This is a genomic window from Paraburkholderia sp. GAS199 (assembly GCF_050436585.1).
GTDB lineage: Bacteria > Pseudomonadota > Gammaproteobacteria > Burkholderiales > Burkholderiaceae > Paraburkholderia.
In genome coordinates this window covers 83521-99314 of sequence record NZ_JBNDMM010000004.1, presented here as the reverse complement: position 1 = coordinate 99314, position 15794 = coordinate 83521, and the positions used below count along the sequence as shown (strand labels likewise).

General features: G+C 64.9%; 14 protein-coding genes. 6 read left to right on the top strand and 8 right to left on the bottom strand.

Annotated features, from left to right (window positions below; all coding sequences use genetic code 11):
- Nucleotides 1–129 precede the first annotated feature (129 nt).
- Nucleotides 130–1101, bottom strand: coding sequence for a LysR family transcriptional regulator (locus P3T18_RS17405; protein WP_429301207.1), 972 nt, complete (start codon nt 1099–1101; stop codon nt 130–132).
- 126 nt (nt 1102–1227) lie between these two features.
- Between P3T18_RS17405 and P3T18_RS17400 the strand changes: the two genes are divergently transcribed.
- Entirely contained in the window at nt 1228–2613 is a 1386-nt protein-coding gene (locus P3T18_RS17400) for an NAD(P)/FAD-dependent oxidoreductase (protein WP_429301206.1), read from the top strand.
- Nucleotides 2614–2656: 43 nt separating this feature from the next.
- On the opposite strand, the gene P3T18_RS17395 is transcribed toward P3T18_RS17400, so the two are convergent.
- Complete coding sequence (locus P3T18_RS17395; RefSeq protein WP_429301205.1) at nt 2657–3550, bottom strand: LysR family transcriptional regulator ArgP; 894 nt, start codon at nt 3548–3550, stop codon at nt 2657–2659.
- Between the two features lie 98 nt (nt 3551–3648).
- Between P3T18_RS17395 and P3T18_RS17390 the strand changes: the two genes are divergently transcribed.
- Complete coding sequence (locus P3T18_RS17390; protein WP_429301204.1) at nt 3649–4272, top strand: LysE/ArgO family amino acid transporter; 624 nt, start codon at nt 3649–3651, stop codon at nt 4270–4272.
- Between the two features lie 179 nt (nt 4273–4451).
- Here the strand turns inward: P3T18_RS17390 and P3T18_RS17385 are convergent, their stop codons facing one another.
- Both P3T18_RS17385 and wecB read right to left on the bottom strand, forming a co-directional pair.
- Nucleotides 4452–5327 carry a hypothetical protein gene (locus P3T18_RS17385; protein ID WP_429301203.1) on the bottom strand — a complete coding sequence of 292 codons (876 nt, stop codon included), beginning with the start codon at nt 5325–5327 and terminating at the stop codon, nt 4452–4454.
- Between the two features lie 133 nt (nt 5328–5460).
- Nucleotides 5461–6666, bottom strand: a complete 1206-nt coding sequence (gene wecB, locus P3T18_RS17380; protein WP_429301202.1) for a non-hydrolyzing UDP-N-acetylglucosamine 2-epimerase — start codon at nt 6664–6666, stop codon at nt 5461–5463.
- Nucleotides 6667–7322: 656 nt separating this feature from the next.
- Between wecB and P3T18_RS17375 the strand changes: the two genes are divergently transcribed.
- Nucleotides 7323–7484 carry a DUF1328 domain-containing protein gene (locus tag P3T18_RS17375; RefSeq protein ID WP_007182451.1) on the top strand — a complete coding sequence of 54 codons (162 nt, stop codon included), beginning with the start codon at nt 7323–7325 and terminating at the stop codon, nt 7482–7484.
- A gap of 192 nt (nt 7485–7676) precedes the next feature.
- On the opposite strand, the gene P3T18_RS17370 is transcribed toward P3T18_RS17375, so the two are convergent.
- On the bottom strand, nt 7677–8567 hold the full coding sequence (locus P3T18_RS17370; RefSeq protein WP_429301201.1) for a LysR substrate-binding domain-containing protein: 891 nt from the start codon (nt 8565–8567) through the stop codon (nt 7677–7679).
- 101 nt (nt 8568–8668) lie between these two features.
- On the opposite strand from P3T18_RS17370, the gene P3T18_RS17365 reads away from it, so the two are divergent.
- The gene (locus tag P3T18_RS17365) at nt 8669–9565 is read left to right on the top strand and encodes an EamA family transporter (RefSeq protein ID WP_429301200.1); all 897 of its coding nucleotides are present in this window, start codon (nt 8669–8671) and stop codon (nt 9563–9565) included.
- 54 nt (nt 9566–9619) lie between these two features.
- Here P3T18_RS17365 and rfbC read toward each other — a convergent pair whose 3' ends face one another.
- Both rfbC and P3T18_RS17355 read right to left on the bottom strand, forming a co-directional pair.
- Nucleotides 9620–10171 (bottom strand): dTDP-4-dehydrorhamnose 3,5-epimerase, encoded by a 552-nt coding sequence (gene rfbC, locus P3T18_RS17360; RefSeq protein ID WP_429301199.1) that lies wholly within the window; start codon nt 10169–10171, stop codon nt 9620–9622.
- A 163-nt stretch (nt 10172–10334) separates the two neighbouring features.
- A complete protein-coding gene (locus P3T18_RS17355) occupies nt 10335–11330 on the bottom strand; it encodes a GlxA family transcriptional regulator (protein WP_429301198.1) in 996 nt (331 codons plus the stop codon).
- A gap of 217 nt (nt 11331–11547) precedes the next feature.
- Here P3T18_RS17355 and P3T18_RS17350 point away from each other — a divergent pair, with 217 nt between their 5' ends.
- Together P3T18_RS17350 and P3T18_RS17345 are read left to right on the top strand one after the other, a co-directional pair.
- A complete protein-coding gene (locus P3T18_RS17350; protein ID WP_429301197.1) occupies nt 11548–11910 on the top strand; it encodes a hypothetical protein in 363 nt (120 codons plus the stop codon).
- Between the two features lie 161 nt (nt 11911–12071).
- Nucleotides 12072–12446, top strand: coding sequence for a hypothetical protein (locus tag P3T18_RS17345; protein WP_429301196.1), 375 nt, complete (start codon nt 12072–12074; stop codon nt 12444–12446).
- 84 nt (nt 12447–12530) lie between these two features.
- On the opposite strand, the gene P3T18_RS17340 is transcribed toward P3T18_RS17345, so the two are convergent.
- Entirely contained in the window at nt 12531–15734 is a 3204-nt protein-coding gene (locus tag P3T18_RS17340; protein WP_429301195.1) for a multidrug efflux RND transporter permease subunit, read from the bottom strand.
- Nucleotides 15735–15794 lie beyond the last annotated feature (60 nt).

The window sequence follows — 15794 nt, the reverse complement described above, 5'->3', positions numbered from 1 at the left end:
GCCCGTGGAATAAGGCTTTTCGGGCAGATTGAAAGCCGTCGAAGGTTCCGCCGCCGGTCCGCGAAACGGGCAAACGTCGAAGCGAATCGCGAGAATCGCGCGCGCCTAGGCTCAGGTCAGGTCAACCCGTCAGGTCCGCCCCGCCGGCCGCGCGACGCGCCGCCGCTTTGCGGCCGCGAGAGTCGGCAGCGGCACGGGCACGTCGCCGGACATGCCGTGCTCGATCAGAAAGTCGCGGAACAGACTGGCGACGTGCGGCAAACGCTTGTCGGACACATGCATGACGAACCAGTCGCGTTCGATCGGATTGGCCGGCAAGGGCAACAACGCGAGCAGGCCCGCCTGAAACTCCAGCGAGCAGGCGTGCAAGGACAGGAACGCGATGCCGAGCCCGGCTTCCACGAGTTGCTTGATCGCCTCGTTGCTCGACAGCTCGGAGCCGATATGCAGCTTGTGACCCGCCATCCGGAACAGATTCTCGACAGTGGAACGGGTGCCCGAGCCCCGCTCGCGCACGAAGAGATTTGCGCTTTGCAGGTCGTCGAGCGAGAGGCGCTTTTTCTTCATCAGCGCGTGGGCGGGCGAGGCGACGAAGGCCATCGGATGTTTGGCGAAAGCCGTGGACACCGTGCGCAATTCGCGCGGCGCGCTGCCCATGACCGCAAGGTCGATCTCGTGCGTGGCCAGCATGCGGATGATGTCGGCGCGATTGCCCACCTTGAACTGCACTTTGACCTGCGGACGCGCCTCGGTAAAGCGCACCAGAAACGGCGGAATCAGATACTCGGCCGTGGTGATCGCGCCGATGCGCAAGGTGCCGCCCTGCTCGCCGTGCAAGGCTGCGAGATCGTCCGCCGCGCCGTTCCACAGATCGAGAATTTCGAGCGCATAACGCGCGAGGATTTCGCCCGCGGCCGTGAGTTGCACGCCGCGTCCGACCCGTTGCAAAAGCGGCGCGCCCGCCGCTTCTTCGAGCAGACGCACCTGCAGCGACACGGCCGGCTGCGTGAGCTTCAATTCCTCCGCGGCGCGCGACACGCTGCCGAGTTTCGCGATGGTATGCAGGGCCTTCAACTGCCGAAACGTCGCCGCTTTCAACATAAGTAAAAACCTATATGTTCCGTACAAATATTAAATTGTGCTGCTGATTTAGCGGATTCTATACTGGCCCGACAGATGAGCCGTACGAGCGGCTTTCGAACGATACCCATCAGGAGGAACGCGACCATGAATGCAATCGACCGGCAAGGCACCGACACTCCGCTGCGCGAGCAACATCGGGCGCCCCGGCAAAAAGCCGCGCATCGTATCGTGATCGTGGGCGGCGGAGTCGGTGGTCTTGGGCTCGCGACGCGTCTGTCCGACACGCTCGGGCGCGACGGGCTCGCGCAGGTGGTGCTGGTCGATCGCTGGCCGACGCATTTCTGGAAGCCGCTGCTGCATGAAGCCGCTTCGGGTCAGCTGGACCCGGCCACGCATCAGTTGCAATACGCCGTGCAGGCGCAACGTCACGGTTTCGAATTCGAGCAGGGCGAACTCGCCGCGCTCGATCGCGCGAACCGGCATATCACCGTCAATGCGCTGCTCGATGCGGACGGCCGCGAAATCCTGCCGACGCGGCAAATCGCCTTCGATACCCTGGTGCTCGCAATGGGCAGCGTCACGCAGTATTTCGGCGTGCCCGGCGCGGCGGACCATGCGCTGCCGCTCGAATCGGTCGCCCATGCGGAAGCGTTCCGCCGCAAGCTGCTCGACGCGTGTCTGCGGGCCAGTCACGCACGCCGCACGGGTTCGCCGGACGCGCAAACGCCGGTGTCGATCAATATCATCGGTGCGGGCGCGACCGGCGTCGAACTCGCGGCGGCCGTGCGCGATACGGTGCGTTTGCTGAACCGCTACAGTCCGTTTTCGCTCGACCCGGTGCACGACTTCCGCATCCGCCTGATCGAAAGCGGCGAGCGTGTGCTGCCCGCGTTGTCGGGCGCGATTTCGGCGCGGGCGCAGTGGATGCTCGCCAGGCTCGGCGTCGATGTATTGAGCGGCACGCGTGTCACCGAAGTGCGTCCCGACGCGGTACTCACTCACACCGGCGCAAGCCTACCGAGCGACATCGCGATCTGGACTGCCGGCATCGCGGGACCACCCGTGTTGCGCTCGCTCGACGGCATCGCCGTGAACCGTAACGCGCAGTTGCTCGTCGATCGCACGCTGCAGTCCACCCACGACGCGAACGTCTTCGGGCTCGGTGATTGCGCGGCCTGCCCCGCGCATGCGGAAGGCGCGATTCTCGCGCCGCGCGCGCAGGTTGCGCATCAGCAGGCGCAGTTTCTGGCGCGCGCGCTCAAGCGGCGCATCGCGGGCGAAGCACTGCCGGAGTTCGTCTATCGCGACGCCGGCACGCTGGTCGGCTTCGGCCGCGAAGGCACCATCGGAAGTTTGAGCAATGGCCTGCTGACACAGCCACTATTCGTCGACGGCTGGTTCGCGACGGTAGTCTACAAGCTGATCTATCGCCGTCACGTCATGACGCTCACGGGCTTTGCACGCATGGCGCTCGATTCGGCGAGCCACTGGCTGCGCCGGCGCGTGCATCCCGTGATCCGTCTGCATTGACGGCCGCAAGATCGCAACTTCGCAAAGTCACAGATGGGCGCGCTCAGTCGAGAAACTCGGCCGCCCGTTTGCGCAGTTCGCTGCCGAAATCGTCGAGCCAGCCGATCGACAGGCGCCAGCTTTGCCAGTACAGGTCGACGTCGAGATGCCTGGCCGGCGCGATGTCGATCAGCTCGCCGCTTGCCAGATGCGGCGCGATCATCCGCTCGGGACACATGCCCCAGCCGAGGCCCGATACGCAGGCCCGCAGAAAACCGGCAACGTGCGGAATCCAGTGCACGGGCGGATCGATTTCAGCCCGCGAGATGCGTCGCATGAAGCGCTTTTGCAACTGGTCTTTCGGATTGAAATCGACGCATGGCGCGCGCCGTAACGACTCGCGGGTCACGCCCTCGGCAAAATGACGCTCGCGAAACACCGGCGTGCAAACCGCCCGGTAACGCATGCGGCCAAGGCGCACCGAGCGGCAGCCCTGCACCGGTTCCGCCTGGGTAGTCACCGCACCCTGCACGCTGCCGTCGCGAATCCGCTGCGCGGTGTGATCCTGATCGTCGATCACCAGATCGAGCAGCATCTCCCGCTCCACGCAGAACGGCGCTACTGCGTCGATGAACCAGGTGCCGACGCTGTCGTCGTTGACGGCCACGCGCAGCGTCGGCCACGGTTCGACGAGCGCGCCCGGCAGCGCCGGCAGGCGGCCGGTCAGCTCCGACTCGAGCAGTTGCACGCGCTCGGTATGGCGGCACAGCAGCGCACCCGAAGTGGTCGCCACGCAGGGTTGGCCACGTTTGACCAGCACGCTCCCCACCCGCTCCTCCAGCAGCTTGATTCGTTGCGACACCGCCGAGGGCGTCACATTCAGCTCACTGGCCGCACGGTCGAACGATCCCTGACGCACCACGGCGGCCAGCGCGTCGAGCAAGGCATAGTCGAGCATTAGCGTTCCTTAATTGGAGTTAGGTAAATTAGCTTCTCTTATGAGCCACCAAGCCGCAGACTAGCCTCGTTCGCTTCTCCCGTCTACTGGATCGATTTATGAACTGGCTGTCCTTCTCTCACGGCGCCGCCTTGTGCGCCTCGCTGATCGTCACGATCGGCGCGCAGAACGCCTTCGTCCTGCGTCAAGGCATCATGCGCTCGCACGTCGGCAAGATCGTCGCCCTGTGCGCGATTTCCGACTTCATCCTGATCGGCGCGGGTGTGGGTGGCGCGTCGGTGCTGGTCGAACGCTATCCGGTGTTCGTGCACGCCATGCTGTACGTGGGGCTCGCCTATCTGGCGTGGTTCGGCTTCAACGCGCTGCGTCGTGCCGTGCGGCCGGGGCATGCGGTGCTCGACGTGAATGCCGGCGGCACCGTCACGCCGCCAGTCCAGCGCGCCATGCCGATCATCCTGATGACGCTCGCCTTCACGTGGCTCAATCCGCACGTGTATCTCGACACGTTCCTGCTGATCGGCACGGCCGGTGCGCGCGAGCCGGACGGTGCGCGTGTGGCCTTCGCGCTCGGCGCCATGGCGGTGAGCGGAATCTGGTTCATCGGATTGGGATACGGCGCGCGTGCTCTCGCGCCGCTGTTTCGCCGCGCGAACGCGTGGCGTGTGCTGGATGGCGCGATCGGCAGCATGGTGTTGCTGCTGGCCGTCACCCAGTTGCGCTAATGCAATCGTGACGAGCCCGGCGTTGTGTGCGCGTTTGCAGTCCGAACGCAAACGCGAATGCAATGTGCGGGGCGCCCGTTCAACGCGCGAGCGCGACGCTCAACTTGCTGCGGCAAAGCCGACCATGAAGTACTGCGCAGGCATGGCATGCCGCTTCAAACCGTGTGGAAGACGTTCGATCACTTCAGCAGTTCTTCCACGAGTTTGGGCGGCACGTAGTGAGGACCATCGAAAAGATAAGTGCGGTAGCCGCGATACGCGTCGAGTTGCGGGCGCAGTTCCGCCGCGTTCGCCGGACGGAAGGTCTGCGCGCCGGCGGGCCGGAATGCTTCGGCGATGATCCGCACGCGACCGGGACCGAGCTTCGCCGACAGCGCATCGGCATAGCCACGCGCGACTTGCGGCTCGCGCGCATACACGCCGACACCGTCCTGGAACAGCACGCCGACGTCGCGCGGCAGCCAGCTGTCGAGCCAGTCGGCGAGCGCCTTGCCGCCGATGTTCGAGCGGTCGTACACGCTGATCCATAACGGCCGCGGCAGACGTTGCAGCAGGGGCGCGAGGCTGCGCGCGTCCTGCCAGGTCGGATCGACTTCGACCGGGAAATACCAGCCTTCCACTTTCAGCGACGGCGGCACGGCGGCCACCAGTTGCAACGACTGATCGACGAGTTCGGCGGCATGCGCGCGCGCCGCGCTTTCGTCGAAGCGGCCCGCGAGTCCGAGCAACACATGACTCGCCCACGGCTCCTGCGCGATGCGCGGCCAGTCCGGCAAACGCGGCGCCTGCGGCTGGGGCGTACCGGCAACGAAAGCCGTGCCGTCCACCTCGGTCCACTGGACCAGCAGATCGGTCACGCCTAGACGCTGCCAGTCGCCGCGCGGCTCGACATGCGCGTTATCGGGCTGCCACGCGATGCCCTGCACCGCCGGCGGCGACTGGCAGCCCGCGAGCGCCATCAGCGAGGCGGCCAGTAGAGCGCGGCAGAGACCGATACCGATACCGATACGCCGAGCGGCACGCGAACCGGCAGTAGCGAAAACACGATGCGTCATGTCGCCAGTCCCCCGCTCTCGCGCGCCAGACTCCGCGCCTGGATCGCAGCGTTCAGCGCAGCCGCGGTCATCACGCCGCGCGCCATCATGATGTCGCCGTGCTCGGATGGCCGGGCCGAAGGCGTGCCGCGCGTCACCGCGAAACCGCGTCGACGCTCTGCGTCGAGGCGTCCGCGCTCACGCCCGAATCCGCGCTGACAGCAGCCTCGAACTCGGCGAACGGCCGCTTGGTCAGCGCCGCGACGATCCGCTGCGAGGCATGGCCGTCGCCGTATGGATTGATACGGCGTGCGAAGCTTTCGCGTTCGGCGACGTTGTCGAGCAAGGCAGTGACGGCACGCACGATAGCGCCGCGCTCCGTGCCGACAAGCCGCACGGTGCCGGCTTCGACCGCTTCCGGCCGCTCGGTGACGTCACGCATCACCAGTACCGGTTTGCCGAGCGCGGGCGCTTCTTCCTGCACGCCGCCGGAGTCCGTGAGAATGATCGACGCGCGCTGCATCAGACGCACGAAGCCGAGATAGTCCAACGGGTCGATCAGATGAACGTTGCGCGCGCCGCCGAGACTCTGCTGCACCGGCCCGCGCACGTTCGGATTCAGATGGACCGGATAGACGATCTGTACCTTGTCGGTTCGCGCCAGATCGCCCAGCGCCGCGCAGATGTTGGCGAACCCCGCGCCGAAACTTTCGCGGCGATGCCCCGTGACCAGCAGCACCGGCAGCGCGCCGTCGAGGAACGGCAGACGTGCGTCGAGTTCGGCGCGCAATGCCGCGTCGCTGTCGATGCGCGCGGTGGTGAGAGTCAATGCGTCGATGACCGTATTGCCGGTCACGATGACCTTGCCGTGCAACGCTTCGCGCGCCAGATTCGCTTTCGAGCTGGCGGTGGGCGCGAACATCAGGTCGCTCATCACGTCCACGACACGGCGGTTCATTTCTTCCGGCCACGGTTGCATCAGATTGCCGGTGCGCAGCCCCGCTTCCACGTGACCAATCGGAATGCGACGATGAAACGACGCCAGCGCCGCCGCCGAAGCCGTCGTGGTGTCGCCGTGCACCAGCACGCGGTCGGGGCGCACGGCCGCGAGCACGTCGTCGAGCGAGGCGATCAGGCGCGCGGCCAGTTCGTTAAGCGTCTGGTTGCCCGTCATCAACGCAAGATTGTGATGCGGTTCGATCCTGAACAGATCGAGCACCTGGTCGAGCATCTGCTGATGCTGCCCCGTCACGCACACCACCGATTCGATAGCCGGATCGGCTTCCAGTTGTTTGACCAGCGGCGCCATTTTGATGGCTTCCGGCCGCGTGCCGAAAATCGACAGAATCTTCGTTGCCATGTGTCCTGAATCTTCCGGATTGATTTATCGATGACGGGCGTCGCAGTGCGCGAACATGAAACCGCGCGCCGGCTTGAAACATCGAACCCGTTCACCGCCGATATGGCTCGCTGAATCCACGATGCGGGTGCGGTTGAACCAATGCACCGACAGGGCCGGCGTCGAGTTGGAGCCCTTGGGAACACCGCAGCATGAATAGGAAGCCATGCGCATTCTAGCGCGCGTTTCCGCCATATTTTCGGCCGAATTCAACTATTAATTGCGTATAAACGACCGACTGCCGTCAATAGAATGCGTCTCTTTTACCGACTCGCTGGTTGCACGTGTCCGCGCGCTTTGTCGGGATTTCTTATCGGTGCCGACAATCTGCAGGGTTAGACGACAGTGGATTGAATGGCCGCGCTTTCATTCGCCTGCGGATTTCGGGCGCGCCAGCGTTCTTGCGGGATCCAACCGTCGGCGGTCAGGAGGGGTTTTTTGAGCGGTTGGATCGACCAGATTCGATGCTGAAGGACCCGCAACGTCATGAGCAGGAATCACAGGCACACCTATTGCTGAATTCCGCTCGCCGGCAAAAAACCCGTCGGGCACGCGGTGCCACAGCGAGTCTCAGCCGTTTTCAGATTCAATCCAGCAATCCATCGGTGGGAGGCCCCATGCTTCGTTACGCTGCAATCTTCTTCATCATCGCGATCATCGCCGCGGTATTCGGCTTCGGCGGCATTGCCGCAGGCGCGACTGAAATCGCCAAGGTCCTGTTCTTCATCTTCGTGGTGATCTTCCTCGTGACCCTGTTGATGGGCGTGATGCGACGCTGACCACCGCATCGGCGCGTCGAACGACGGCCAGCCCCGGCGAAGCTCAGTGGGTGATTGCAATACTTGCCGCACCGTATTGCAATACTTGCTGATCGAGCCGGGGCTTTTTACTGCGCGGGGGTTTCATTGCCGCTCGCGAAACGGCACTTGATGGATGCCGCTTGAAACGCGCCGCCGTGACGCGGCATGAAATCACGCCACCGGCTCGCTCTCGCGAAGGCCGAGATGCAGTTCTTCACACAGAAAAGTTTGCAAGGTTTGCACGGCCGCCGCCTGCGCGCCGGCAACCGTCCGCATGAAAAGGCCGAAATCCGCGCCAGGCGCATCGGGCAAACCATCGGCCGCGCCGAGCACCCTCATCGACTCGTGACGGATATTGCCTTCGAGCAGCACCGACACGCCGAGTCCCGCCTCGACCGCCGACTGCACCGCCGGCAAACTCGTGCTGGTGCAGACGATCCGCCACGCGATCGCGGCGCGCCGCAACGCCGTCAGCACCTGCTGCTGCCACAGACACGCACCGCCGAACGCGACGACCGGCAGCGGCGCCTCGACGTTGCGGACAAAACCGCGCGCGCCGACCCAGAAAAGCGGTTGCGTCCAGGTCAGCAAAGGCGACGCGTCGACCAGCGACGGATCGCCGACCACGAGATCGAGTTGCCCTTCCGCCAGACGATTCGACAGCGCCACGCTCGTATCGACGACGATCTCCAGCGCCACCTGTGGATACGCAATCGAAAAACGCCGCAAGGCGCGCGGGAGTCGTCCGACGGCGATATCTTCGAGCATGCCGAGCCGCACCGTGCCCGACACCTGGCCCGCGCCCAGCGCGCGACGCGCGTCGGCGCCCGCGCCGAGAATGGTGTGCGCGTAGGGCAGCAGCAGGTGGCCCGCTTCGGTGAGTTGCACGCCGCGCGGCGAACGGTCGAGCAGCCGCTGCCCGAGGTCTTCTTCGAGCCGTCGCAGTTGCATGCTGACCGCCGCCTGAGTGCGCGCCAGCCGCGTAGCCGCCACACCCACCGCGCCGGTCTCGGCCACGGTGACGAAGGCGCGCAGCAGGCTGGTATCGAGGTCTCGTATCATCAGCGTTCTTGATGCCGACATAAGAAATATCAACTTATCTTAAGCGCGATTGCACCGATAAGATAGCGATCACCCTATCCGCAAAGCACGCAGACACCGACATGCAGGACACCGCCATCAAGCCGCCCCATCGATCCGCCGATTCGTCCCCCGCCATCCAGCCGGCCAGCGCAGTGGCCGGCGCCGCGCTGCTATGCGTGCTGTCGATGTCGAGCGTGCAGTTCGGCGCGGCGCTGTCCGCGCCGACCATGGCCACCTACGGCGCGCTGAGCACCACGTGGCTGCGTCTGTGCTGGGCGGCGCTGGTGCTTGCGGTCGTGGTTCGACCGCGTCTGTTCAGCTACTCGCGCGCGCACTGGCTCGCGGCGGGCGCGCTCGGCGCGACCATGGCCGGCATGACACTGTGCTTTTTCTCGGCGCTGCAGCGGATTCCGCTGGGCCTCGCGGTCGCGATCGACTTTCTCGGCCCGCTGACCGTCGCCACGCTCGCGGTGCGCCGCGCCCGCGCGATGCTGTGGCCGCTGCTGGCCATCGCCGGCGTGGTGCTGCTGTCGCGCGACGGCGGCGGCTGGATCGGCGAACCGGTCGGCGTATTGATGGCGTGCGGCGCGGCGCTCGGCTGGGGCAGCTATATCCTGCTCATGAAGAAAACCGGCACGCTGTTCAAAGGACTGGAAGGATTGTCGGTGTCGCTGATCGCCGCTGCGCTGGTGGCGACGCCGTTCGGGCTCGCCAATAGCGGCGTGCACATCGCGCCGGCGCAGATCGCCGCCACGGCGGGTCTCGCCTTGCTGGTGCCGCTGCTGCCCTACGCGCTCGAAATGATCGCGCTACGGCACATGCCGTCGGCTTCGTTCGGCATCCTGATGAGTGTCGAGCCGGCAATCGGCGCACTGGCCGGCTTCATCGTGCTGCATCAGCCGATGGGCATGCTGCAGATTCTGGGCACGCTGCTGGTGGTCAGCGCCAGCGTGGGCGCGGTGGTCGCGGCGCGCTGAATGACGGGCTGAATGAAGTGCAGCTGCCGTGCAGCGCGCCAGATCCGCGCGCTGTCAGGCGATGTTTTCCGCTTCGTAGAGACGCCGGCCCGCCGCGTCTTTGTTGCCGAGTACCGGAATGAAATCGATCGGCCAGTCGATGCCGATGTCCGGATCGTTCCAGAGAATGCAGCGCTCCAGCTCGGGGAACCAGTATTCGGTGGTCTTCCACAAACATTCCGCGGCCTCGGACAACACCACGAAACCGTGCGCGAAGCCCGGCGGCACCCAGACCTGCCGCTGGTTGGCCGCGCTCAGATACGTGCCGCACCACTTGCCGAAGTTCGGCGAGTTCAGCCGCACGTCCACCGCGACATCGAACACCTCGCCCACCACCACGCGCACGAGCCTGCCCTGCGGACGATGCACCTGATAGTGCAAGCCGCGCAGCACACCGCGCATGGCGCGCAAATGACGATCCTGAACGAAGTCGAAACCGGCGAAGACGTCTTCGGCAAACTCGTCCGCACTGAAGGTTTCGAAGCAGAAACCAAACTCGTCGCAAAACACTTCGGGCTCGATGATTTTCACATCCGGCAAAGCCGTCGCCGTTACCTTGTTGCCCATACCGCTACGCTCGTCATACTCGTCATTAGCCCGCCAGCACCGGCACGGCCGCCACGCGACCGCGTCGAATCAACCCGCCGCGCGCCGTCGGCCCGACGCCGGCGCGCTCGTGTTGCGCCCTTCTCTTACGCCCTTCGCTTACGCCCGTGTCTCGTGCCGTCGCTTACGCTTCGGTTGCCACGCGACTGCGTGCGCGATATTCCGTGGGCGATAGCGCCATGCGTTTGCGGAAAATCTTCGCCAGACGGTCGCCGTTGCCCGTCCCGCTGCGCCGCGCGATCTTGTCGACCGGCAACTCGGTTTCGGTCAGGAAGTTGCAGGCGATACGCAAGCGCACCTGCAGCAGATAGTCCGACGGCGTGACCTGCATTTCATGCTTGAAGCGCCGCAGGAAATTACGCTCGCTCATGGCCGCGACCTGCGCGGCGTCCGCCACCGACACCTGGCGGTCGCAGTTCGCCTCCATCCAGCGCGCGGCGGCGCGAATCTTTTCGGCCACGCTGAGCGTGCCGCCTTCCGCGGGCAACGGCACCCACGTTGCCGCCATGCCGGGCATGACGCGGTCGGCGACACTGCGCGCCAGTTCCGCGCCGAGATCGCGTTTGATGAACATGAGCGCGCTGCGCGCGCAATCGTTGCGATCGGCGGCGGCGCTCAGCGCGGCCTCGCTCGTGACGCTGTTCAGAAAACGGTTGGCTTGCAATTCGTCGTGGTCGGTGGGACCCGCGGCCTCCAGCACCAGACGGCCTTCGCCGATGGTTTCGATGGTCCGCGTACGCGCCTGCACCGAGCGCAGCCAGTTCAGCGTGCGCTCGTCGCGCGCGGCGACATGCGCACCGTGACCCCCGGCAATGAACAGCACATCGAAGCCGCTGCTGTAGCGCGAGTCGATCCGGTCGGTCCAGATGCGTGCCGACGACGAACTCGCGACACTGCCGCCGTCCATGGAAAGAAACTGTATTTCGTAAGGCGGCTCTTCGCCGGTTCGCGAGGTGGCGAACTCATTGGCGGTCTGGAACATCTCGACCACCGTGCCTGGCCCGAGCAGCCAGAAGCCGTCGAACAGCAGCACGCCAATGCGACGCGAGGCGCTGCGCACGTTCAAGGTGGGCGTGTGTAACCAGGTGACTCTCGCGGTATCCAGGTGCATGTGCGGCATGATCTTTCCCCAAACTATCGTAAGTTGTGGACCCCGCTGACCCATTGGCCGGCCTGTATTGTTCGAATTGATTTATCGGCGCCCGGAAAACCGCTGGCGACGCCGTCCTGCCGGAATAGACTTAATGCTAACGGAACGAACCGCTATAGTAAATTTGAAAAACAAATGCTTATTGCGAATTTCAACGTATGACGAAAAGCATTATCTCGCGTTTCATATGACAATCATCGCATGGGCGAGCTTGCCAATCGAGCATATCGGAACATTTCCGTGTGTCAGTGTTAAGAAGCGCACACAGACTGCCTCTGCGGGCAACGACGCGCAGGCCACCCGAAAGCCGCCTTGCGCGCGGCTCAATGCAGCTTCCGGCGGCATTACGGATAAAAGTGTTTCAAACATGAAATCGAACATCGCAAATAACGAAGATCCAATTGCGGAATTTATTCGCAATCCGGGAATTCACGGCCGCATGGCCGGGTGCAATCATAATCCCGACTCATTGAATTGGATTAAACGTTTGCGCCACCCCGCGACGGCAATCAAAAACGTTTCTATTCTGAAACATCAAAACCCTATTTAGTATGATTTAATCACCCGCTTATTTTGCGAAGCGGTGCGATATTGCATTACTCAGATGATTACCGGTTACTGACCGTTACGGTCGTAGCGCCCGCTTTAAGATTCACCTAAGAGTCGCGGCGCCATAATTTGCCCATCGTGATAGCAGCAAGGAGCCTCGCCATGACGCGCCCGATGAGCATCGAGAAGGTCAACGAATACGGAAACAACGCGGTACGCATCGCCGTCGGCCACGACGCCGTGATGCTCGACGCGAGCGACCTCGACGCCGTGATCGAACACCTCGCCATGCTGCGCGCCGCGATGCGGCCCGAGATTCCCAAGGCGCCGTCGCGCTCGCATCAGTACGTCATCGAAGTGGACCCGTGCTGGCACGCCGAAAAGCATCCGCTACTCGACGGCGCGATGCTGTTTCTGCGGCATTCGGGGCTCGGTTGGGCCGGCTTCGCGTTGCCGACGGAAAGCCTCGCACGGCTGCATCATGCGCGGACGTTGCAACTGAAAGCGTCGACGGAAGTGCACGGCCTGCTCAACTGAGGCGCAAAGCGCAAGCGCACAGCGCGGCCGGCCCGTTCCAACGTCGGCCAATCAAGCGGCCCTCAGCCGTCCCTTCTTAAGCCCTTAGCGCCCATTCGTGAGATGCGCCGCGCCCTTGCCGGCCGCGCGCCTCGCCCGACGCGCCTCGCGCTTGCGACGCAACTCCGCGAGCCGCCGCCTGCCGTGCGTCAGCGACGCCACTGCATAGAAAGCGGCGGGCGCGAACACGAGTCCGAACAAGGTCGCGGCCAGCACGCCGCCGAACACGCCGGTGCCGATCGAGCGCCGGCTTTCCGCGCCCGCGCCGCTCGACACCACCAGCGGCACGACGCCGAGCAGAAACGCCGCCGAGGTCATCACGATCGGCCTGAAACGCGCCGCCGCGGCTTCGGTGACGGCGCGCGTCAACGGCAGACCGCGCCGGTACAGATCGCGCGCGAACTGCACGATCAGAATCGCGTTTTTGGCCGCGAGGCCGATCACCGTAATCATGCCGACCTTGAAGTACACGTCGTTCGGCATGCCGCGCAACAGCACCGCGACGATGGCGCCGATCACGCCGAGCGGCACCACCATCAGCACCGCGAGCGGCACCGTCCAGCTTTCGTAAAGCGCGGCGAGCGCCATGAATACAGCGAGCAGCGACAAGGCGATCAGCAGCGGCGTCTGCCGCGCCGCCGCGGTTTCCTCGCGCGCCGCGTCCACCCAGTCGTAACCGATGCCGACCGGCAGCGTGGCCGCGAGCCGCTCCATTTCCGCCATCGCCGCGCCGGAACTGTAGCCCGGCGCCGCGTGACCGCTCACGTCGAGCGACGGATAGCCGTTGTAGCGGCTCAGCATGACCGGACCGATGGTCCAGTGGCGCGTGGCGATCGCCGAGAGCGGCACCATGCCGCCCGACGAATTCGGCACCGACAGCGCCATCAGATCGTCTTCGTTCATGCGCGTGGCGGCGTCGGCGGCGATCATCACGCGACGCATGCGGCCACCGGCCGGAAAGTCGTCGATATAGGTCGCGCCGAAGGTGCTGCCGAGCAATTCGGCGACGCGCTCGAACGGCACGCCGAGCGCGTACGCCTTCGCGCGGTCGATCACCAGTTCGACGCGCGGCGCGTCGGGCAGATCTTCGGAGTGCACCGAAGCCAGCACCGGACTCGCCTTCGCCTGCGCGAAGAGTTGTTCGCGCGCCGCCTTCAGGGCCGCGAGACCGATCCCGCCGCGATCTTCGAGGCGGAACACAAAGCCGTCCGAATGGCCGAGACCCGGCACGGAAGGCGGCAATTGCGCTTCCACGTTGCCGTCGAGAATCTTGCCGAATTCGGCGTTCAGGCGATCGCGCAGCGCGAGCGCGTCGCTATGGCGCTTGTTCCAGTCTTTCAGTTCGACGAAGCCCATCGCCACGTTCTGGCCGCTGCCGGTAAAGCTCCAGCCGATCACGCTCGTCACGTTGGCGATGGCCGGCTCGTCGTGCAGGATCTTTTCCATGCGCTGCACCACGGCGAGCGTGCGCGCCTGGGTCGCGCCGGCGGGCAGCTGGATCATCACCTGCAACTGACCTTCGTCTTCGCTCGGCAGAAAGCCGCCCGGCATATGCCAGTACAGCAGACCGCACGCGCCCACCAGCACGGCGTAGACGCCCAGAACCGTGCCGATGCGGCGCAGGCTGCGGGCAGTGAAGCCGCGATAACCGGACGCGGCCCGGTCGAAGCCCGCCGAGAAGCGGCTCGCGCCACGCGCGGCCAGGCCCAGCAAACCGCGTCGCGCGTCGCGTTCGCGCACCGGATGCCGGTGCGGCTTGAGCAGGTTCGCGCACAACGCGGGCGTGAGCGACAACGCCATGAACGACGACACCAGCATCGACGCGATCATCGCCACTGCGAACTGCCGGTAGATGCCGCCCACCCCGCCGGGGAAAAACGCCATCGGCACGAACACCGCCGTCAACACGGCCGTCACGCCCACGATCGCCCCGCCGATCTGCGATAGCGCCTTGCGGGTGGCTTCGCGCGGCGGCAAGCCCTCGTCTTCCATCACGCGGTGCACGCTCTCCACCACCACGATCGCATCGTCCACCAGAATGCCGATTGCCAGCACCAGCCCGAATAGCGTGAACACGTTGATGGACAGGCCGCACACGTAAAGCGCGAGAAACGCGCCCATCAGCGTGACGGGAATCACCACGGTGGGCACGAGCGTGTAGCGCAGATCGCGCAGAAACAGCCACATCACGAAGAACACCAGCACCACCGCTTCGGCCAGCGTGACGAGCACTTCCTGAATCGCGATCTTGACGAAGTGGGCGTTGTCGAACGGAATCTCGACGGCGACGCCGGGCGGCAAACCCTTGGACAGTTCGGCAAGCCGCGCGCGAATCGCATTCGAGGTTTCGAGCGCATTGCCGCGCGGGCCGAGCTGAATGCCGACGGTGGCCGCCGACTTGCCGTTCAGGCGCGAATAGTACGAGTAATTGTCGCGCCCGAGTTCGACGCGGGCCACGTCGCGCAGACGCACCGCCGAGCCGTCGGGCCGCGCCTTTAGCACGATCTGGCCGAATTCGTCGGGCGAGATCAACTGCCCTTTCACGCTCACCGATGCGGTGAGTTGCTGGCCCGGCACGAAGGGCGCGTCGCCGAGCGTGCCGGCCGTGACCGACGCGTTCTGCGCGGAGATGGCGGCGTTCACGTCCGCCGCGCCGAGGCCGTACTCGCGCAGCTTCATCGGATCGAGCCAGATGCGCAGCGCTTCGTCGGCGTCCCACAGTTGCGCGGAGCCGACGCCCGGCGCACGTTTGAGTTCGCGCAACACGTAGCGGCTCAGATAGTCGCTCAATTGCACGGAGTCGCGCGTACCGTCGGTGGACGTCAGCGCGACCAGCATCAGAAACGTGTTGGCGGACTTGAAGGTGGAAATGCCCTGCTGCACGACCTGCTGCGGCAAACGCGGCTCGACCTGCTTGAGACGATTCTGGATATCCACCAGCGCCAGATCGGGATTGGTGCCCGGCGCGAAAATGGCGTCGATTTCGAGTTCGCCGAGGCTGTCGCTGCCGGTTTCGTAATACAGCATGTTGTCGGCGCCATCGAGACTTTCTTCGATGATGCTGGCCACGTTCGCATCCACGATTTCCGTGGACGCGCCCGGATAACTGGCGCTGATGACGATGCGCGGCGGCGCCAGTCGCGGATACTGCGCCACCGGCAGTTGCGGAATAGCGAGCGCGCCCGCCACGACGATGGCGAGCGCGACGATCCACGCGAAGACCGGGCGGTCGATGAAAAAGAATGGCACTCGAAATTCCGTTCAGGTGGCCGCGAAGCGTGGCGCGTCGGCACGCACGCCGCGTTCATG